Source organism: Streptomyces sp. JLBG701, assembly GCF_058544905.1.
Genome location: NZ_CM178588.1, coordinates 444,515 through 463,108 on the forward strand (window position 1 = coordinate 444,515; position 18,594 = coordinate 463,108).

Annotated in this window: 19 protein-coding genes; 8 read left to right on the forward strand and 11 right to left on the reverse strand. The window is 70.6% G+C overall.

What is annotated here, in order from left to right; all coding sequences use genetic code 11:
- The first annotated feature begins 15 nt into the window (after positions 1 to 15).
- Entirely contained in the window at positions 16 to 2,820 is a 2,805-nt protein-coding gene (locus AC5DRG_RS02075; RefSeq protein WP_491807608.1) for a SpoIIE family protein phosphatase, read from the forward strand.
- Between the two features lie 12 nt (positions 2,821 to 2,832).
- On the opposite strand, the gene AC5DRG_RS02080 is transcribed toward AC5DRG_RS02075, so the two are convergent.
- The 3 genes from AC5DRG_RS02080 to AC5DRG_RS02090 form a co-directional block, all read right to left on the reverse strand.
- On the reverse strand, positions 2,833 to 4,101 hold the full coding sequence (locus AC5DRG_RS02080) for a PP2C family protein-serine/threonine phosphatase (protein ID WP_491807609.1): 1,269 nt from the start codon (positions 4,099 to 4,101) through the stop codon (positions 2,833 to 2,835).
- A gap of 73 nt (positions 4,102 to 4,174) precedes the next feature.
- Positions 4,175 to 5,074, reverse strand: a complete 900-nt coding sequence (locus tag AC5DRG_RS02085; RefSeq protein ID WP_491807610.1) for a GNAT family N-acetyltransferase — start codon at positions 5,072 to 5,074, stop codon at positions 4,175 to 4,177.
- Positions 5,075 to 5,301: 227 nt separating this feature from the next.
- On the reverse strand, positions 5,302 to 5,583 hold the full coding sequence (locus AC5DRG_RS02090; protein WP_491807611.1) for a hypothetical protein: 282 nt from the start codon (positions 5,581 to 5,583) through the stop codon (positions 5,302 to 5,304).
- Between the two features lie 37 nt (positions 5,584 to 5,620).
- On the opposite strand from AC5DRG_RS02090, the gene AC5DRG_RS02095 reads away from it, so the two are divergent.
- Positions 5,621 to 5,824 (forward strand): hypothetical protein, encoded by a 204-nt coding sequence (locus tag AC5DRG_RS02095; protein ID WP_491807612.1) that lies wholly within the window; start codon positions 5,621 to 5,623, stop codon positions 5,822 to 5,824.
- Positions 5,825 to 5,991: 167 nt separating this feature from the next.
- Entirely contained in the window at positions 5,992 to 6,459 is a 468-nt protein-coding gene (locus AC5DRG_RS02100; protein ID WP_491807613.1) for a hypothetical protein, read from the forward strand.
- 4 nt (positions 6,460 to 6,463) lie between these two features.
- On the opposite strand, the gene AC5DRG_RS02105 is transcribed toward AC5DRG_RS02100, so the two are convergent.
- Positions 6,464 to 6,697 (reverse strand): hypothetical protein, encoded by a 234-nt coding sequence (locus AC5DRG_RS02105; protein WP_491807614.1) that lies wholly within the window; start codon positions 6,695 to 6,697, stop codon positions 6,464 to 6,466.
- A gap of 184 nt (positions 6,698 to 6,881) precedes the next feature.
- Between AC5DRG_RS02105 and AC5DRG_RS02110 the strand changes: the two genes are divergently transcribed.
- Positions 6,882 to 7,466, forward strand: a complete 585-nt coding sequence (locus tag AC5DRG_RS02110) for a TetR/AcrR family transcriptional regulator (protein ID WP_491807615.1) — start codon at positions 6,882 to 6,884, stop codon at positions 7,464 to 7,466.
- 52 nt (positions 7,467 to 7,518) lie between these two features.
- Here the strand turns inward: AC5DRG_RS02110 and AC5DRG_RS02115 are convergent, their stop codons facing one another.
- Complete coding sequence (locus tag AC5DRG_RS02115) at positions 7,519 to 8,304, reverse strand: DUF899 domain-containing protein (RefSeq protein WP_491807616.1); 786 nt, start codon at positions 8,302 to 8,304, stop codon at positions 7,519 to 7,521.
- Between the two features lie 133 nt (positions 8,305 to 8,437).
- The gene (locus AC5DRG_RS02120; protein WP_491807617.1) at positions 8,438 to 9,664 is read right to left on the reverse strand and encodes a hypothetical protein; all 1,227 of its coding nucleotides are present in this window, start codon (positions 9,662 to 9,664) and stop codon (positions 8,438 to 8,440) included.
- A 297-nt stretch (positions 9,665 to 9,961) separates the two neighbouring features.
- On the opposite strand from AC5DRG_RS02120, the gene AC5DRG_RS02125 reads away from it, so the two are divergent.
- Genes AC5DRG_RS02125 through AC5DRG_RS02135 form a run of 3 tightly spaced genes read left to right on the forward strand, consistent with a single transcriptional unit; the run spans position 9,962 to position 13,558 of the window.
- Complete coding sequence (locus AC5DRG_RS02125) at positions 9,962 to 10,933, forward strand: formylglycine-generating enzyme family protein (RefSeq protein ID WP_491807618.1); 972 nt, start codon at positions 9,962 to 9,964, stop codon at positions 10,931 to 10,933.
- On the forward strand, positions 10,930 to 12,213 hold the full coding sequence (locus tag AC5DRG_RS02130) for a cation:proton antiporter (protein ID WP_491807619.1): 1,284 nt from the start codon (positions 10,930 to 10,932) through the stop codon (positions 12,211 to 12,213). Before AC5DRG_RS02125 ends, AC5DRG_RS02130 begins: the two co-directional genes overlap by 4 nt.
- A 25-nt stretch (positions 12,214 to 12,238) precedes the next feature.
- Entirely contained in the window at positions 12,239 to 13,558 is a 1,320-nt protein-coding gene (locus AC5DRG_RS02135) for a diacylglycerol/lipid kinase family protein (RefSeq protein ID WP_491807620.1), read from the forward strand.
- 97 nt (positions 13,559 to 13,655) lie between these two features.
- Here AC5DRG_RS02135 and AC5DRG_RS02140 read toward each other — a convergent pair whose 3' ends face one another.
- Positions 13,656 to 13,880: a hypothetical protein gene (locus AC5DRG_RS02140; RefSeq protein WP_491807621.1), complete on the reverse strand. Its 225-nt coding sequence runs from the start codon at positions 13,878 to 13,880 to the stop codon at positions 13,656 to 13,658.
- A 290-nt stretch (positions 13,881 to 14,170) separates the two neighbouring features.
- On the opposite strand from AC5DRG_RS02140, the gene AC5DRG_RS02145 reads away from it, so the two are divergent.
- Positions 14,171 to 15,007 (forward strand): YhjD/YihY/BrkB family envelope integrity protein, encoded by an 837-nt coding sequence (locus tag AC5DRG_RS02145; protein ID WP_491807622.1) that lies wholly within the window; start codon positions 14,171 to 14,173, stop codon positions 15,005 to 15,007.
- 5 nt (positions 15,008 to 15,012) lie between these two features.
- Here AC5DRG_RS02145 and AC5DRG_RS02150 read toward each other — a convergent pair whose 3' ends face one another.
- The 4 genes from AC5DRG_RS02150 to AC5DRG_RS02165 are packed head-to-tail and all read right to left on the reverse strand — an operon-like array spanning position 15,013 to position 18,584.
- Positions 15,013 to 15,324: an SHOCT domain-containing protein gene (locus AC5DRG_RS02150; RefSeq protein WP_491807623.1), complete on the reverse strand. Its 312-nt coding sequence runs from the start codon at positions 15,322 to 15,324 to the stop codon at positions 15,013 to 15,015.
- 37 nt (positions 15,325 to 15,361) lie between these two features.
- Complete coding sequence (locus AC5DRG_RS02155; protein ID WP_491807624.1) at positions 15,362 to 15,781, reverse strand: DUF6325 family protein; 420 nt, start codon at positions 15,779 to 15,781, stop codon at positions 15,362 to 15,364.
- Positions 15,782 to 15,806: 25 nt separating this feature from the next.
- The gene (locus AC5DRG_RS02160; RefSeq protein WP_491807625.1) at positions 15,807 to 16,211 is read right to left on the reverse strand and encodes an SHOCT domain-containing protein; all 405 of its coding nucleotides are present in this window, start codon (positions 16,209 to 16,211) and stop codon (positions 15,807 to 15,809) included.
- Between the two features lie 15 nt (positions 16,212 to 16,226).
- On the reverse strand, positions 16,227 to 18,584 hold the full coding sequence (locus AC5DRG_RS02165; protein WP_491807626.1) for an arylsulfatase: 2,358 nt from the start codon (positions 18,582 to 18,584) through the stop codon (positions 16,227 to 16,229).
- Positions 18,585 to 18,594: the final 10 nt, after the last annotated feature.

Genomic DNA, 18,594 nt, shown 5'->3' on the forward strand with positions numbered 1-18,594 from the left:
GTGTAGACATGGCACATGGTCCGACTCTGGGGTCGATCGGGGGCCCGGTCGACCCGCCCCTGCGACGGTCCGGGCGCGCAGCGCACACAGGATCCCACCCAACGGACCGTCGGACACGGAGCGCAACGAAGCGTGCGCGAACAGTACGAGCGCCGGCGGGCGGACGCGGGTGGACGACGGCCTCGGCCGATCGCGGGACTGCGGTCGGCGCTGGGCGGGCGCAGCGTCGCGGGACAGGTGTTCGTCCTGCAAGTGGTGATCGTGCTGCTGCTCGTCCTGGCCGCGGCGGTGGCCCAGGTGCTCCAAGTGCGGCACGACACCACGTTGGAGGCCCGCAACCGCTCGGTCGCCGTCGCCCAGGCCTTCGCCAACGCGCCGGGCACGGTAGAGGCGCTGCGCAGCGCCGACCCCTCGGCCGTGCTCCAGCCGCGCGCGGAGGCGGCCCGCAAGGCGTCCGAGGTGGACTTCATCGTCGTGATGAACACCGAGGGGATCCGCTACAGCCACCCCAAGCCGGACCGCATCGGCAAGAAGTTCGTCGGGAACATCGCCCCCGCGCTCGCCGGGGGCACCGTCACCGAGGAGATCACGGGCACCATCGGACCGCTGGTCCAGGCCGTCGTTCCCGTCAAGGCGCCCGACGGCACCGTCGTCGGCCTGGTGTCGGCCGGCATCACCACCGCGAAAGTGGGCGGCACCGCGGACCGGCAGCTGCCGCTCCTGCTGGTCGCCGCCGCGGCCGCGCTCGCCCTCGCCACGGCGAGCACCGCACTCGTGAGCAGACGGCTGCTGCGCCAGACGCACGGCCTGGGCCCGCACGAGATGACGCGGATGTACGAGCATCACGACGCCGTGCTGCACTCCGTCCGCGAGGGAGTGATCATCGTCGGCGACGAGGGAGACCTGCTGCTCGCCAACGACGAGGCACACCGGCTGCTCGGCCTGCCCGCCGACGCCGAGGGGCGGAAGGTCCTCGAACTGGGCCTGGACGCCGGCACGGCCGGCCTGCTGGCCTCCGGACGGGTCGCCACCGACGAGGTGCATCTCGTCGGCGACCGGCTCCTCGCCATCAACCAGCGCGCCACGGACGTACGCGGCGGCCCCTCCGGCAGCGTCGCCACACTCCGCGACTCGACCGAACTGCGCGCCCTGTCCGGCCGGGCCGAGGTGGCGCGCGAGCGCCTCAACATGCTCTACGACGCCGGTGTGGGCATCGGCACGAGCCTCGACGTGACCCGCACCGCCGAGGAACTCGCCGAGCTGGCCGTGCCGCGATTCGCGGACTTCGCGACCGTTGACCTGTTCGACGCCGTACTGGAGGGCGAGGAACCCCGGGCGGCGACCGAACTGCGCCGCACGGCCTTCGGCGGCATCCGGGACGACGCTCCCCTCTACCCGGTGGGCAAGCGGATCGCCATCGTCGCGTCCTCGCCCCAGGCGCGCAGCCTCGACACCGGGCAGGCCCTCGTCGAGCCCCGCCTCAGCGAGGCCCCCGGCTGGCGCGCGCAGGACCTCGAACGCTCGGCGCAGGTCGTGGAGTACGGCATCCACTCACTGATCACCGTCCCGCTGCGCGCGGGAGCCCTGGTCCTGGGCGTGGCCAGCTTCTGGCGCGCCGAGAAGCAGGAGCCCTTCGACGTGGAGGAACTGGCCCTCGCCGAGGAACTGGTCGCCCGGGCCGCGATCTCCATCGACAACGCGCGCCGCTACACACGCGAACACAGCATGGCCGAGACACTGCAGCGCAGTCTGCTGCCGCGCACCCTGCCCGAGCAGAGCGCCCTGGACCTCGCCTACCGCTACCTTCCCGCACAGTCCGGGGTGGGCGGCGACTGGTTCGACGTACTGCCGCTGTCCGGGGCCCGGGTCGCGCTCGTCGTGGGCGACGTCGTCGGCCACGGGCTGCACGCCGCGGCCACGATGGGACGGCTGCGTACGGCGGTGCACAACTTCTCCGCCCTTGATCTGCCGCCGAACGAACTCCTGGGGCTCCTGGACGAGTTGGTCGGCCGTATCGACCAGGACGAGGCCGCGGACGACAGCAGCGCGGCGATCACCGGAGCGACCTGCCTGTACGCGATCTACGACCCGGTGACCCGGAAATGCACCCTGGCCCGCGCCGGCCATCCGCCGCCGGCCCTGGTCCGGCCGGACGGCAGCGTCGAGTTCCCCGAGGTGCCCGCCGGGCTTCCGCTGGGGGTGGGCGGTCTGCCGTTCGAGACGGCCGAGCTGGAGCTGGCCGAGGGCAGCCGGCTCGTCCTCTACACCGACGGGCTCGTCGAGGACCGGGAGCGGGACATCGACGTCGGCCTGGAACTGCTGCGCACCACCCTGGCACGGGCCGGCGAGTCGCCCGAGGAGACCTGCCAGGTCGTCCTCGACTCCCCGCTGCTGGCCAAGCCCAGCGACGACGTCGCCCTGCTCGTCGCCCGCACCCGCACCCTCGGCGCCGACCGGGTGGCCGACTGGCAGGTGCCGGCCGATCCTGCGGCCGTCGCCGAGATGCGCGCCAATGTCACCCGGCAACTGGCGAAGTGGGGGCTGCACGAGCTGACGTTCACCACGGAGCTGATCCTCAGCGAACTGGTCACCAACGCCATCCGCTACGGCCGCGGGCCCATCCGGGTCCGGCTGCTGCTCGACCGGAACCTGATCTGCGAGGTGTACGACAGCAGCACCACCGCCCCGCACCTGCGCTATGCGGCCTCCACGGACGAGGGCGGGCGCGGCCTGTTCCTCGTCGCGCAGCTCACGGAACGGTGGGGCACCCGCTACACACCCGACGGCAAGATCATCTGGGCGGAGCAGCCGCTGCCGTGAGGAGCGCCGGGATCAGTCGGTGAACTCCCCGCCGTGGCGAGGCCTCAGCCGCGCGGTGATGACGGCCACGTCGTCATCCGCCCGATGGGCGCCAAGGTGCACCAGGAGTTCGTCGAGGACCCGGGTGACGTCCTGTTCGGGGGGCAGCCGCAGACGGGCCAGCCGGTCGAGCGAGACGTCGATGTCCTCGTCGCGCCGTTCGACCAGTCCGTCGGTGAACATCACCAGGGTGTCCTCGGGAGTGAGGTCGACGGTGGTCATGTCATAGTCGGCCAGACCCGTGCCGAGCGGGGGCCCCACGGGCAGGGCGATCAGTTCGCATGTGCCGTCGCCGTGGAAGACGGCGGGCGGCAGATGACCCGCGCCGGCGAAGGCGGCCGTCCCCCGCGCGGGGTCCAGGAGGGCCAGCAGGCACGTCGCGGGGCGGCGGTTGCTCTCCTGGGACATCGCCGCGTCCATCCGGCGCAGGATCCGGTGGGGAGGCAGGTCGGTGGAGGCGACGTAGCGCAGCATCGAGCGATAGGCGTTCATGTCGACCGCCGCGTCCAGGCCGTGCCCTATGACGTCGCCGATGACCAGAAGAGTGCGGCCGTAGTGCAGGCGCACGGTCTCGAACCAGTCGCCGCCCACCACCGCGTCGCTGCCGGCGGGCAGATAGCGGGTGGCCATGTCGACGTTGGGGTGGGGGCGGCTGGGTTCGGCGAGCAGGGCCTGTTGCAGGTGCAGCGCCGTAGCGCCCAGCCGGTGGTGCTCCACGGCGTGCCGCAGATGGGCGGCGGTCAACCGGGCGACGTAGTGCACCATCGCGGTCTCGTCGTCGCTGAACGTCCGGCCGGAGCGTACGGCGAGAACCGCGCCGTACGCCCTCCCCCACGCCAGCAACGGGACGGACAGGGCCGCCAGCAGCGTGCCCTGGGCGGAGGTGAAGGAGGCGGTGATCGGGTGGCCCGCGTCCAGCGCCCGCACCAGGACATCGCCCCGGGGCACGATCTCCAGGCTCTCCAGCAGCTCGCGGCGCCCCGCTGCCGCCGCGGGGCGCAGCGAGTCGTGGTCCGCGTGCCGTGAGTCCTCAGGCGTGAGGAGATCGACGGCCGCGGCGTCGCACAACTCCTCGACCAGGAAGCCGGCGCACTCCGCCGCCGTCCTGCGTTCGTCGAGCGTCGTACCGATCACGGCGACGGCACGCTGCGCCAGAGCGAAACGCTCCGCCGGCGCCACTGCGGACCCGCTGTCCGGATTGCCTTCCACCACCATCCCCTTCTGCCGGGTCCATCCCAGCACCCACGGGACTCATCCACGGGTAGCGACCCGTGGATGAGCCCCGTGAGGTCCGCCGATGCCCGCGGCGGCCGGTTCAGGAGGCGGGGCGTGCCACCTCGAAGTTGAGGCGTTCACGTACGACGGGGAATCCGACCTTGGAGAAGTGCGCGGCCATGGGGATGTTCCCCTGGTCCGTGCCCCCCGCGACGAACTCGGCGCCTCGCTCGACCAGGAAGTGCGTGCACTCCGTCAGCAGGTCGTAGGCATAGCCGTGTCCGCGGTGCTGCGGCAGGACGCCGATGAAGCCGATGCACGGGCCGGACGGGTTGTGGGCGGGGATGTGCATGCCCACGAGATCACCGTCGGGCGTGTGTGCGACCTGCCACCACTCGCGCGGGGACGGACACCACCGGAAGAAGTCGAGCTCCTCGCGGGCGGCCTGGTCGACTCCCCCTTCCTCGATGGCCTTGAGCGCGTGGGCGTCCAGGGTGACGGAGTGGATGCGGCGCAGCGCGTCGAAGAACACCGCGTCGTCCGGTTCGGCGCTGAACACGAGGCGACCTGGGCGCTCGGGCAGCCCGCACGCCGGTGTCCACCGGTACAGGAAGCGTTCGACGAGAAGGTCGTATCCGGCTTCTCGTACGGCGGTGAGGCGCGTCTCAGCCGCAGCGCGGAGGTCCGATTCGGCGCGCCATCCGGCAGGCAGGTTCAGCTCAAGACCCACGCGCCACGGGGCGGTGCGCAAGAGCTCGGCGCCCGCTTCCTCCTCCCCTTCGGCCACGTCGAACCAGTTGATGTTGAGCGGCTCGGTGTCGTCGGGGCCGCCCCACCAGGCGCCGCGGGCAACGACCGTGCCGTCGCGCAGCGCCACCCTCTTCCAGTCGGGGCGGTGCCGTGTCAGTCGGTGCGTTTCACGGGCGGAAAGGGGGTCGGGCATGTCGTCGAAGAGACGGGCGTCGCTCTCGTCGAGCGTGCGGATGACCAGATCGGTCATGGATTCCTCCGGGAGGCGTTACTGCGTGGAGCGCTCCCGGTCAGGTCGGACGAAGCACGCCGGGGCAGGGCAGAGGGAGCGCTGGGTGAGGGTGAACTTCACGGGACTCGCCTCCTTCCGCCGGTCCTGGGGCGTGGCGTCACACAGTAGGGGGCTGTCTCGGCGGCCGTCCATTGCTTTTCACCGTCAACTACCGTCGTCCGCTGCGGTCTTGTCGGACCCGGCGGCTACTGGCCGAGCTGCACGCGGGCGTGGAGAAAGCCACGCAGGCCCGGGCCCGCAAGGCGATCCGGGAACTTGTCCTCGTCGCCGACGACGGGGAAGCGCCTCAACTGGCGGCCCGATACGCCCTCATGGCCGACCTCTCCTCCGACTTCCTGCTGCGGTTGTGGGAGGGCGCCGCCGATCCGGACGCGTTCTGTGCCTCCCTGCTCGCCCCCGCCTTCCGCCAGGAGGGCCGGACCGATCTCCGGTTTCAGCGCCGCAGTTCGCTTGTTGGCCTGCGGCACCTCACCATGCTCCGCGCCCTCCACATCTTCCGAGAGCGTGACGCAAGCCCTGACCGGCCTGTCCACTCTCACCGGGCTCGGCTTCACGACGGTCTCCGCCCTGGAGACCTTCGACACGCTGCTCGGCCTGCCCGCCCTCCAACGGCTGCGGATGCCGGGAGACCCCCACAAGAGGAAGGGCGTGCACGACTCCGTCGTGACTGAACTCGCCGAACGCAGGGTGGCCGTCTCCCACGGGTGACCTCCCGGCCCGGAGGCAAGAAGCGCACACCCGCTCGGAGTTCGAACGAACCGGCTGCAAACGCCATCCCACGCCACCCCTTCCGCCGCGTAGAAATATCTACCAGCATGCATATGCCGGGTTGGAGTGCGAACCCCCTGCGCACCCCCCGCGCGACGGAGCTGTATATGACGAACGCGATGTGGACGCAAGGCGTGGAGTGGCTGGCCGCGGCCGCGCCGAATCCCCGGGTGTGCAAACGGGATTGGGATCAGGGCGACGGGATCGCGCTCCTGCGAGCGGGCCGGTTCTGGGACGTGCTCAGCGTTCCGGAGCAGTTGGGCCTGCTCACCCTGGACATTCTGTGGCAGCCGTCGCTGCCCGTGCCGGGCCCCACGCTCGTGGACACCGCCGCCCAACGGATCGGTTTCTTCCTGCCACCCGACCCGGCCGGCCGGTGGGTCGGGGCGGGCCTGCGGTACGCGAGCAGGGGAGACTGGGTCGCCGTGCCCCCGCCCTACCGGCCGGCGCGCTTCCTGGAATGGCTGATCCCGCCCGACGGAACCGGCGCGCTGCACCCACCGGTGACCCTGGAACTGGCGCTGCGGCAGGCCAACGGCATGCTGGCCGTCCTGGCACCGGTGCGCGACGAGTGAGGCCTCAGGAGTCGTCGGTGTCCTCGGTGGCCCCGTCCATGCACGCCGGAAGGTCCGCGAAGGACGCCCACTGCACGGCGGGGTCCGCGGGAACGGCACGCCCCTTCGCCCTCCACTCCGCGACGAGCTGGGCGTAGATCGGCGGACGGGCCAAGGGCCCGTTGGTCAGTTCGGCGTAGAGACAGGGCGTCGCGGCACGACCCGGCGGGCGCCACAGCACGAGCGAGGTTCGGTTCATGTCGGGGGCAACGCCGGTCGTGCGCCGGTGGTACGCGGGATTCCCGCCGCTCACCGGGGCGGGTGAGCCCGTCCCCCGATCGGCCTACGGACGCCATCGGCTGATCCGACGAGCATTCCGGCGCCCGCAGCCCTCCGCCGCTGGTGATGTCCCATTGGGACATCACCGGGGTGGCGTCGAAGGCATGAAGGCAACGGAGCCCACCACCGCCCCACCCGGTGGTGCCACGGAGGACCGGCGGCAGCGCAAGGCGCGGCAGACCCGCGACGCGCTGGCCGGTGCCGCGCTGGAGCTGATCCTGGAGCGCGGTCTGGCGGCGACCACGGTGGAGGCGATCGCGGACCGCGCGGACGTCACGCGCCGCACCTTCAGCCGGTACTTCACCGGCAAGGAGGACGCCGCCCTCGACTTCGTGCGCGGCGACGGCGACCGCATCAACGCGCTGCTGCGGGCCCGCCCCGCCGCCGAGGCGCCGCTGCTCGCCTATCGCAGGGCGGTGCGCGAGTGGCTGGCCGACCGGCGCAACCCGGCCTGGCACCCGCGCCCGCGGATGCGGTCCCTGCTGGCCCTGGTGGACAGCGAGCCCGCCCTGTTCGCCGCCTACGAACGCATCCGGGTCGACGCCCAGGAGGAGTCGATCCGCATCCTCGCCGACCGGCTCGGTCGCTCCGAGGAGGTCGCCGAACTGATCGTCTTCCTGCTGTCCGAGCGCGCGTCGTTCGTTCACGGCAGCTACCACTTGGTGGACGGCGCCTACACCGCGGTCTGAGACCCGCCCGGGATCACCGGCCGCGCGCTGCCGCGTGGTCGACGAAGGCGGGTCAGTGGTGGTGGCCGTGTCGGCCGAGGGTTTCCACGGGGGTCGCGCCGGGGCGGGTCCACTGGGGCGTGGGGCGGCTGGTCGGGCCCCAGGTGGGGTTGCCGTCCGCGTCCAGGCGCCAGGTCCAGCATGCGCTGAGCCCCTTGGGCCAGGCTTCGGGGTTGTCCTCCCACGTTTCGCCGCGGCCGTAGGGGGTCATGTCGAGCAGGCCGAGGGAGCCGTTGACCCGCTCGTTGCCGCGGCCGGTCGTGGAGTAGGTGAGGAATGCGCGGTCGCCGTCGCGCAGGAAGCAGGTGAGGTAGCCCATGCTGCCGCCGGCCGGGCCGTCCACGTCGCGCACCGAGTACCAGGGCTGGGTGTAGCCCATGAACGCGACGTAGGAGGCCACCTCGGACCAGGGGCCGGTGGTCAGGACGGCGTAGGAGACGCCGCGGGCGTTGAGGTAGACGGCCACGTCCTGCAGGTGCCAGGCGGTGGTGGTGCAGCCCTCGCACTGCCCCTGGTGCGGCGCGCCGTCGTACCACATGTGCTTGTAGACCACGAGTTCGTCGCGGCCCTGGAACAGGTCCAGGAAGGGGACCGGGCCGTCGGCTCCGACGACCTCGACACTCCCGTCGAACTCCACCATCGGCAGCCGGCGGCGGGCCGCGGCGATCGCGTCGCCCTCGTGGGTGTGGGCCTTCTCGCGGACCAGCAGCTCGTCACGGGCGGCCTGCCAGGTGGCCAGGTCGACGACGGGCGGGCGGCCGGGCAGTGCGGTGGTCGACTCGTCCGGTGCGGTCGTCATGGTGTCCTCCGAGGTGTCTTGTGCCGGGCAGCGTCGCACGGCGTCCTATGACGGTCACCACAACAGACTCGCGACCCGACCCAAACTCATCGCGACAGGAGGTGCCTCCGCGCCGGTCTGGCGTGCATCCTGTTCACCCGCCGGATCCCGGGTCGGCGGAAGCAGAGGACTCCGCGCTCCGCGCGGTGCGGCCGATCGCCGCCACCAGGGCGATCAGTGCCAGCACCGCCAGGAGGATGAGCACCAGCAGCAGGACCGTCAGGACCGTGGGGTGGTTCCACAGTGCGAACAACAGGGCCAGTAGCAGCAGGACGCCGATCGTGAGCCACCGCCGGTGGTCCGCCGTCCATGTACCCACGCGGCCGATGCGGATGTCGTGGGTGTCCGCCCATCGGGCCACGGAGTCGGCGGTGCGCTCGGAGGTGGCCCGTGTGGCGCGTGCCCCTCGGCCGGGTCCGACGAAGTAGGCGCCGAGGGCGACGACCACACCGAGCACGATCACGGTGCGCAGCGAGACCCGCAGGAAATGCAGGAGATGGTCGAAGACGGCTGCCGCTGCCGCTTCCGACTGCACCTGTGGGGGCAGATGGTCCAGGTAGTAGCGGCGGGCGACGACCAGGCCGATAGCGACGATCAGAGCGGCCAACGCGGCACCCAGTGCGGTCTTCACCAGCGCTCGTCTGCGCCGGTAGGCGAGAAGTACGCCTGCCGCCCCGAGGATCACCGTCAGAATCGGCATCCAGGTGCCGATGACGTCGAGGGCGTGCGCGCCGTTCTGCATGCGCTTGAGCTGGTCGGACTTGAAGAGCACCATCTGCTTGTCGACGTCCGGGATGTGAGACGCCGGTGTCACACCGGCATCGACGAGCTCTTGTCTGACCTTGTCGACGGCGGTGCCGACGTCGAGGGTCACGGTGCCGTCCTCGACGCCGACCGCCCCACGCCCCTTTCCGGTCAGGGCGTGCACGACAGCAGCGTGCGCGGCCCGGTTGGCCGAGGTCCACACCTTCTCGAACCTGTCGCTCTGGACGAACCGCGTCGCCACCTTGTCCGCGGCGCCGGTCACGGCCGCGTTCAGCTGGGGGGCCAGTCCCCGCACAGCCTGCGCAGCCGTCGGCGGCAGGCCCTGGGACTGCAGCCAGGCCGCGAGTTCGCTGGTGGCTCGCTTGCCGTCGACCCGTACGTCGACGGCCTGGACGATGCGGTTGCGCGCGGCGTCCTCGATCGCGGGGTCGGAGGCGAGCGGTTTGACCGTGGCGACGTAACGGTCCGTGTCGAGGGCGATGTCGTGCACCCACACGGTCAGTACCGATACGGGGACCAGGACGCAGGCGAGGACGATGAGAACCGCCGAGGCCACCTTCCGCCCGATCCTGCCCGGGCCGGCCATGTGCGACCTGCCGCCCGACGCTGATCCCTCGTGGGCAGGGTCACGTGATGGTTCCCTCGGGCTGGTCATCCGTCCTCCAGGACTCAGGCGTGGCCTGTCGTGGCTGCCGTTGGTATCCATTCCTTCCGATCGCCGCGGATGGGGCATCCCGGGATGCGCCATCCGGAGTGCACGGCGCAGGCCCCGTACGCCGTGTCGATGTCCCGTGCGGACGTATCGGGGTCCGATCATGTGCAGGTCGACAGGTTCGATCCCGATTGGTGCCCAATGTCGGAAAATGGATCAGGCAGGCGATGCTGCACTCCGTCCCGGGGCGAGCCACCGCGGCACTCGACCGCGACCGCGCCGTCCGCGCCCCCGGCCGACGCGTGGGCTGTCGGCATGGTGCACATGACCGGCGGCCTGTTCCTGATGGGCGCGGAGGACGACTGGGTGGTACCCGAGGACGGAGAGGGGCCTGTCCATCCGGTCCGGCTCGCGCCCTTCTGGATCGACCGATGCGCCGTGTCCAATGCCGAGTTCCAGGACTTCATCGACGCGACCGGGCACATCACGGATGCCGAACGCTACGGCTGGTCGTTCGTTTTCGCCGGGCTTCTGCCGGACGGCTTTCCCGACACCCGGGCCGTCGCCGAGGCCCCCTGGTGGCGGCAGGTGTACGGGGCGTGCTGGCGCAACCCCGAGGGTCCCGAGTCGGATGTACGCGACCGTTTCGAGCACCCGGTCGTCCACGTCTCGTGGAACGACGCCATGGCCTACGCCTCCTGGGCCGGGAAGCGGCTGCCGACCGAAGCGGAGTGGGAGTACGCCGCCCGCGGCGGCCTCGAACAGGCGGTGTTCCCCTGGGGCGACGAGCTGGAGCCCGGTGGCGGCCACGGGATGAACGTGTGGCAGGGCAGCTTCCCGGACCACAACACCCGCGCCGACGGATGGTACGGAACGGCACCCGTCACCACGTATCCGCCGAACGGCTACGGGCTGCACAACATGTGCGGCAACGTCTGGGAGTGGTGCGCGGACTGGTACTCGCCCGCCTACTACGCGCGCAGCCCGCAGGACCAGCCGCGCGGACCGTCGATCGGTGTGCAGCGGGTGATCCGTGGCGGGTCCTACCTGTGCCACGCCTCGTACTGCCGCCGCTACCGCGTCGCCGCCCGCAGCTCCAGCACCCCCGACAGCAGCACCGGCAACCAGGGCTTCCGCTGCGCCCGCGACGACACTCGGATGAGGTCACAGTGAGTGGCGGCAGCGCATGGACCGGCGCTGCCGTGGCCGCCGTCACGGCGGGGTACGCACTCGTCTCCCGGCGGCTTTCCACGACCGCCGTGTCCGGGCCGATGGTGCTCACCGGCTTCGGGGTGGCCATCGGCCCGATCGGGCTCGACCTGCTCAGCCTGGGGCACGACGCGGGACCCGTGCTCACCCTGGTCGAGGCGGCCCTGACGCTGGTCCTGCTGACCGATGCGATGGCCGTACGCCGACAGGATCTGCGCATCGGTGGCTTCCTCCCCGGCCGCCTGCTGGGGATCGGGCTGCCGTTGACCATCGGGGCCGGCTGGCTGCTGGCCTGGCCCCTGCTGCCGGGGCTGACCGCGTGGGAGCTGGCGCTGGTCGGGACGATCCTGGCGCCGACGGACGCGGCTCTGGGCAAGATCGCGGTCTCCAGCCCGCGTGTCCCTCCGCTCGTCCGCAGCGGTCTGAACGTCGAGAGCGGTCTCAACGACGGGATGGCGCTGCCCTTCTTCGTGCTGTTCCTGGCCGCCTTGTCCGGAACTCATGCCTCGCAGGAGGGAGTCGCCGGGGTCTTCTGGCGCGCGCTCGTGGTCAGTACGGCACTGGGTCTGGCCGTCGGAGTGATCGGCGGATGGCTGTTGTCCCGGTCGCGTGAGAGGGGGTGGATCGGTCGTGATTGGCGGCAGGTGTACGTTCTGGCCGTGGCCGCGGGCTCGTACGCACTGGCGGTCGCCGTCGACGGGAGCGGGTTCATCGCGGCGTGGGTGGCCGGCTTCGCCTTCGGCGTCTCCCAGCGGCGGAGCACGGCGGCGGAGCCGCCGGGCGACGGCGAGGACACCGCGGAGCTCGCCGAGCAACTCGCCGAGTTTCTCGCGTCCTTGAGCTTCCTGGTCTTCGGCGCCGTCCTGCTGGGTCCGGCGCTGGAGCACCTCGACTGGCGGATCGTCACCTACGCCGTGCTGAGCCTCACCGTGGTGCGGATGCTGCCCGTCGCCCTCTGTCTGGTCGGGAGCGGCCTGGCCCTTCCCACGGTTGCCTATGTCGGGTGGTTCGGGCCGCGCGGACTCGCCTCCGTCGTCTTCGGGCTGCTCGTGGTGGAGGAACACGTCCCCGGGGTCCAGCTCCTCGCGCGGGTGATCGCGGCCACCGTGGCGCTGAGCATTCTGCTGCACGGCGTGTCCGCGGCCGTTCTCGTCAACCGGTACGGCGCCTGGCACCAGAAGGCCGCCGCCCGGCGGCCGGATCTGCGTGAGGGGATGCCCGAAGGGAACTCCACCGTGCGGTAGGGCACGGACGAGCTACGGAGGAATGATGGGTGGCGACGTCGCCAGGCATCACAGTAGTACGACGCAACGGTGGGCCGCCCGACTGGCGATCACCGCGGTGGTCGCCGCGGTGGTTCTGCCGCTGCTGGTCGCAGGTTTCAAGAGCCTGGGGCTGGCCGCCATCGCCCTGGCCGGGCTTGCCGTCAGCACGGCCGGGCTGTGGTGGGCCCTCAGCCGCAGGGGGCTCATCAGGGGGCTCGCTGTGGCCCTGGCGGTGGCCGCACAGGCCGTGGTGATCGCGTTCTTCGTCGCCGTCGGCCTGTTCTGGCTCGTGATCGTCGTTCTCGCGTCGTGGGCCGTGGCCTGTTTCGAAAGCTGGGCCGCGCTCGCCGAGGACGGCGGAAAAACCGTTCCGGCCGAATACCGCACCCCTGCGCCCGAGCGTCCGTTCCTCATCATGAATCCGCGCTCGGGTGGCGGGAAGGTCAGAAGGTTCGGGCTCAAAGAGAAGGCTGAAGCACTCGGAGCCCAGGTCGTACTGCTCGACCCCGCGCACCCTCAGGACGTTGCCACGCTCGCACGGGACGCGGTGGCGAACGGCGCCGATCTCCTGGGCGTCGCGGGCGGTGACGGCACGCAGGCCCTCGTCGCGAGCGTGGCGGCGGAGCGCGGAGTCCCCTTCATGGTGATCTCGGCCGGAACACGGAATCACTTCGCCCTCGATCTCGGGCTGGACCGCGAGGACCCGTCCGCATGCCTGGACGCACTCACCGACGGTGTGGAACTCCGCGTCGACCTCGGGCGCATCGCGGAGCGCACCTTCGTCAACAACGTGTCGTTCGGCGCCTACGCGGAGGTGGTGCAGAATCCTGCCTACCGCGACGACAAGATCGGCACCATCCTGCGGATGCTGCCGGACGTCCTGACCCATCACATCGGCTCCCGCCTCACGGTTCAGGGCGCCGGAGTGAGCATCGACTCCCCCCAAGCCGTGCTCGTGAGCAACAACCCGTACGGCACGGACGACCCGGCGGGCCTCGGACACCGGGAGCGGCTGGACATGGGGGTCCTGGGAGTGCTGGGCATCAAGGTCGACAACGCGGCCCAGGCGGCCGAACTGCTCGGCGGCACACACTCGTCCGGGCTCACCGTGGCGACGGCGCGGGAAATCGTCATCGACGCCGAAACGCCCGAGGTGGAGGTCGGCGTCGACGGCGAGGCCCTCTCCTTCCCCACCCCTGTTCGGTGCGTGATCGATCCCCAGGCTCTGCGAGTACGTGTGCCCCGCAACCGTCCGGGCGTACCCCGGACGCGGGCACGCCTGGACTGGCGGCGACTGTGCGAGCTGGCGCTGTCACGCGGCTGAGTCAGCGGCGACGCCCTTACCACACCAGCGCGGCGATCACGGCGACTCCGGCGAGCTGGTTGGTCGCGCGCCGGTACATCTGCGCGCACACCGGGACTCAGACGAACGGCACCACGAAGCCGATGAGGACCAGTGCGACCGTGCCCGTCCACACCGCGGCCCTGCGCATCTTTCCGCGCGGCCGGTCCTGGGGCGTGACCAGACCGAGGAGGTACGCCTGTCTCCTGACGGTGCTCCACCAACTGGCCGTAGGCCCGCCATGCACGGCGCCGGGCCGCGCCTCCCGCGCTTGGGCGACGGTCGGATGAACGCCCTGGATCACGAGCAGATCGGCCGCGACCGCCTCGTCCTCGGGGTCGCGATCGGCAGCAGCGCCATGAACGGGCCACCCAGGAAGGAACCTTCCGCGACGGAGGAGCGAACTCCCCGGCGCACCACCTGGTTTCCCAGTTCACCGGTGTCCGCTTCGGGTTCCGGCCCGGACCGTACGCAGCAGCCTCCTGGCCGCGCCGGGAGTATGTCGCCCCGCTGACTAGCTGATTCACCCGGATGAAGCGCACATGACGCGAGCCCCTGAGGGCGCTGACGGGCTCTCTGTGCGAGGAATGGACTGTGAATCGTAAGCAGCTCGGGCAGTGGGCCAGAACAGCCCAGGGGATCCCCCGGCAGATGCCGGTGGTCCGGCGGATGTTCGGCCGGCTGATCAGCGTGAACTGGATGGAGGCCAGTGCGCGACTCGCGGCCCAGGCCTTCCTGGCCGCGCTGCCGCTGCTCATCGTCCTGGCCGCGTTCGCGCCGAAGGGCATCAAGGACGTGCTGGTCGACTCCGTTCAGGCCATGCTCGGTGAGGACGCGCCGGTCGAGGACATCGAGGACACGTTCGCCGCGCAGGGCGTCACGAAGGACACGTACGGAGGTCTCGGAATCGTCGTCACGCTCATGTCGGCGACCGCGCTGAGCCGGGCCCTGCAGCAGGTCTGCGAACGCTGCTGGGATCTGCCCAAGGGCGGTGCGCGGCTGACCGCCTGGCGGTGGCTGGTATGGCTGTTGGGATGGATTGCCGCGCTGCTGTTGCAGGCTCCGTTGCGCCACGGCTTCGGAGGCGGCACGTGGCTCGGTGTGCCGCTCTCTCTGGTGACCGCCGTACTGCTGTGGTGGTGGACGCAGCATCTGCTGCTCGGTGCGCGCATCGGGTGGCTGCCACTGCTGCCCGGAGCCGTTCTGGCGGGCGTCGGTATGGCGTCGTTCGTCTATGTGTCGGGGCTGTTCATGCCCGCGGCCATGGAGCGAAGCCTCTCCCAGTTCGGTTCCCTCGGCTACGTCTTCACCCTGCTCTCGTGGCTGATCGCCGGCTGCTGCGTGATCGTCACCGGCATCGCCCTCGGCCAGGTCACGGCCTCTTCAGGGCCGTTCCCGCGCTGGCTGGGCGCTCCTGAGGCCAAGCGGTAGGCCCGTCATCCCCTCAGGATGCGGTCCTTCTGGACGGCGAACTCCTCGTCCGAGAGCACGCCCTGCTCGTGGAGTTTGCCGAGGCGTTCCAGGTTGGTGATCTCTTCGTCCGTCAGTCCCGAAGAGGCCGGTTGACCCGGCGGCGCCTGCGCGGGGGCACCCGCGTCGGGCACGGTCTGCTGTGCGGCCTCACGCTCGGCCCGGTGCCGGGCGACACGGCCGGAGACCGCGCTGGCGGTGCCGGCGGCCACCGCGGTGCGGGCGGCCACGCCGACGAGACCGGGACGTTCGCGACGCGCCAAACGGCGACCCAGCATGGCACTCACCTGCCCTTTCCGATTCGCGTACGCCGCCTCAGACGGCGTCCTGGTAGGCCCGCTCCACCACCTCGGCGGGGATGCGTTCATGGGCGACGAGTCGACCGCCCGCGCGACGCACGGCGCCGGCCATCCCGGCCGCCCAGGTGTCCTCCCACAGGAGGATGGCCGCCGACGAGTCCGGCACGAGTTCCTCGGCGATCAGTTCGAGGTCCTCCTGGCTGAACAGTCCGCCGACCTCTCCGTCGATGTCGTCGAACACCGATGCCTCGGTGGGGTCGAGGGCATCGAGCTCGACGTAGGAGACGCCACCGTCCGCGTCTTTCTTGACGAAGGTCAGGTCGAGGATCCGTACCGTGCCGCTCGCCACGAGGGCTCTCAGCTCCGGTGCGATCTCGCCCCGGAAACGGTTGCCGGGGAAGGCGACGACGACGTACTCGACAGGTCCCACGTCCATGTCCATGTCCTTTCTCCGGCCAGGGTCAATGGCTGGTGAGCACCTTCTCCTTGGCGCGCTCGTACTCCTGAGTGGTGATGTCACCGTGGTTCTTGAGGTCGGCGAGCTTCGAGAGCTCATCGACCGGACTGGTGGCCGGGGCCTCGGTGGTGACGGCGGCGGCCCGCAGGTACTCGCGGACTTCCCGGTCCTTCTCGCGCGCCGCGCGGAGCTCGCGTTCGCCCATGCCCTTGCCCCGGGCGATGAGGTACACGAAGCAGCCGAGGAAGGGCAGGACGAGACAGAACACCGTCCATCCGGCCTTGCCCCAGCCGCTCATCGAGTCGTCCCGGAAGATGTCGCCGATGATGCGGAACAGCAGGATGAACCACATCACCCACAGGAAGACCCACATGACGGTCCAGAACGCGTTCAGCAGCGGGTAGTCCATGATCCCTCTCCTTCGTCACTGACGTCCCATGGCGACCCGGATCCGGTCCTCGGGCCTGATGAAGTGGTCCGCGTCGTTGGGCCCGGTGTCGACCTGCACCCAGTGGATGTCGCCGGTGAACGCGCCGTCGGGGCTCACGTAGTCGGGGGCGACCGGAGTTCCCGTGTCCACGCCCACGTCGGCCGTCTCGTCGGCCGAGAAGAGGAACGGCAGCGTGTGCTCGACACGTCCCTCACCCACGTTGTCGCCGTCGTAGTACAACGACACGGTGCCGCCCTTGCCGAGGCCGCCGCCGTCGTAGGCGAACTCCATGCGGACCTGGTGTTCTCCGGTGGGCAGCGGTCGGTCCGCCTCGACCTGGGCGATCTCCAGGGCGCAGAGGTTGTACGCGAACTTCGCCCGGCCGTGCCTGGTGTACAGGCTCCAGCCGCCGAAGCTGCCGCCCTGGGCGAGGATGACGCCCTCGACGGGGCCGTCGGTGGAGGCGACCTCGGCGGTGACGGCGAACGACTTGTTCTTGACGTTCACCAGACTGCTCTCGGTCAGCCTGCCCATGCCGGCGTACAGCAACTGGTGGTCGGACGCGATGAGTTCGGGCCGTCCCGCGATCTCGGCGTTGAACCGCTCGGCGGTCCGGTCGTCCATGGGCAGGACGTTGTGGCGGGTGGCCTCGATCAGCCAGAGCCGCTGCAACTCGTGCAGCTTGTCCGGCAGTTCGGCGGCCAGGTCATGGGCCTGGGTGGGGTCGGTGGAGCCGTCGTAGAGCTCCCAGACGTCGTCGTCGAACGCCACCTGTTCTCCTCCGACGACCCATGGCGTGCGGTGCTTGGTGACCGCGGACCAGCCCTTGTGGTAGATGCCGCGGTTGCCGAACATCTCGAAGTACTGCTGGTCGTGGCGCTCGGGCGCGTCGGCGTCGTCGAAGCTGTAGAGCATCGAGACGCCCTCCATCGGCGACTGCAGCACGCCGTTGACGGTGGTCGGCTCGGGGATCCCGGCCGCCTCCAGGACGGTCGGCGCGACGTCGATGAGGTGGCTGAACTGGCTGCGCACCTGGCCGCCGACCCGGAGCTCGGCGGGCCAGTGGACGATGGTGCCGTTGCGAGTGCCGCCCCAGTGCGAGGCGACCTGCTTGGTCCACTGGTACGGGGTGTCCATGGCGTGCGCCCAGCCGACCGCGTAGTGGTTGTACGCCTCCGGGGTGCCGAACTTGTCGATGCGGGAGGCCATGAACTCCGGGGTCTCGATCTGGGCCATGCCGTTGAAGGCGAGCAATTCGTTGAAGCTGCCCCGTAGTCCGCCTTCGGCGGAGGCGCCGTTGTCGCCGGTGATCACGTACATCAGCGTGTCGTCGAGGATCCCCAGCTCCTCCAGGGCCGCGACGAGCCGGCCGATGTGGTGGTCGGTGTGGGTGAGGAAGCCGGCGTAGACCTCCATCTGCCGTGCCAGCACGGGTCGCAACTCCGCCGGGATCTCCTCCCAGGCGGGGATCTCCGCGTGGCGCTTGGTCAGTTCGGCGTTGTGCGGTACGACTCCGAGTTCCTTCTGCCGGGCGAGGATCTGCTCGCGGATCGCGTCCCAGCCCATGTCGAAGCGGCCGCGGTAACGGTCGGACCACTCGGCGGGCACGTGGTGCGGGGCGTGCGTGGCGCCCGGTGAGAAGTAGCAGAAGAACGGCCGGTCCGGCATCAGCGTCTTCTGCTGGCGCACCCAGGCGATGGCCCGGTCGGTCAGGTCCTCCGTGAGGTGGTAGCCCTCGGCGGGGGTCTTCGGCGGGGCGATGGGCGAGGTGCCCTCGTACAGGGCGGGCTCGTACTGGTTGGTCTCGCCGCCGATGAAGCCGTAGAAGTACTCGAAGCCACCCCCGCCCGTGGGCCAGGCGTCGAAGGGGCCGGCCGGGCTCGTCTGCCAGACCGGGACCTCGTGGCACTTGCCGAACTGGGCCGTCGAGTAGCCGTTGAGCTTGAGGATCTCGGCGAGCGGGGCCTTGGTGTTGGGGCGCATCGAGTTGTAGCCGGGGGCCGAGGTGGCGATCTCGGTGACGCCGCCCATGCCCACGGAGTGGTGGTTACGGCCGGACAGCAGCGCCGCACGGCTCGGCGAGCACAGGGCGGTGGTGTGGAAGCGGGTGTAGCGCAGGCCGTTTCCCGCCAGGCGGTCGAAGACCGGGGTCTCGCAGGGGCCGCCGAAGGTGCTGGGGGCGCCGAAACCGACGTCGTCGAGCATGATCAGCATCACGTTCGGTGCCTGCTCGGGAGGCATCAGCGGCTGGATGGGCGGGTAGGAGGTGTCCGGATCCTTGGCGTCGTAGGTGATCGGCCCGATGCGCGTCACATCGGGGATCGGCAGGATCTGGCGGTGGATCTCGGACATGTGCCGTGCC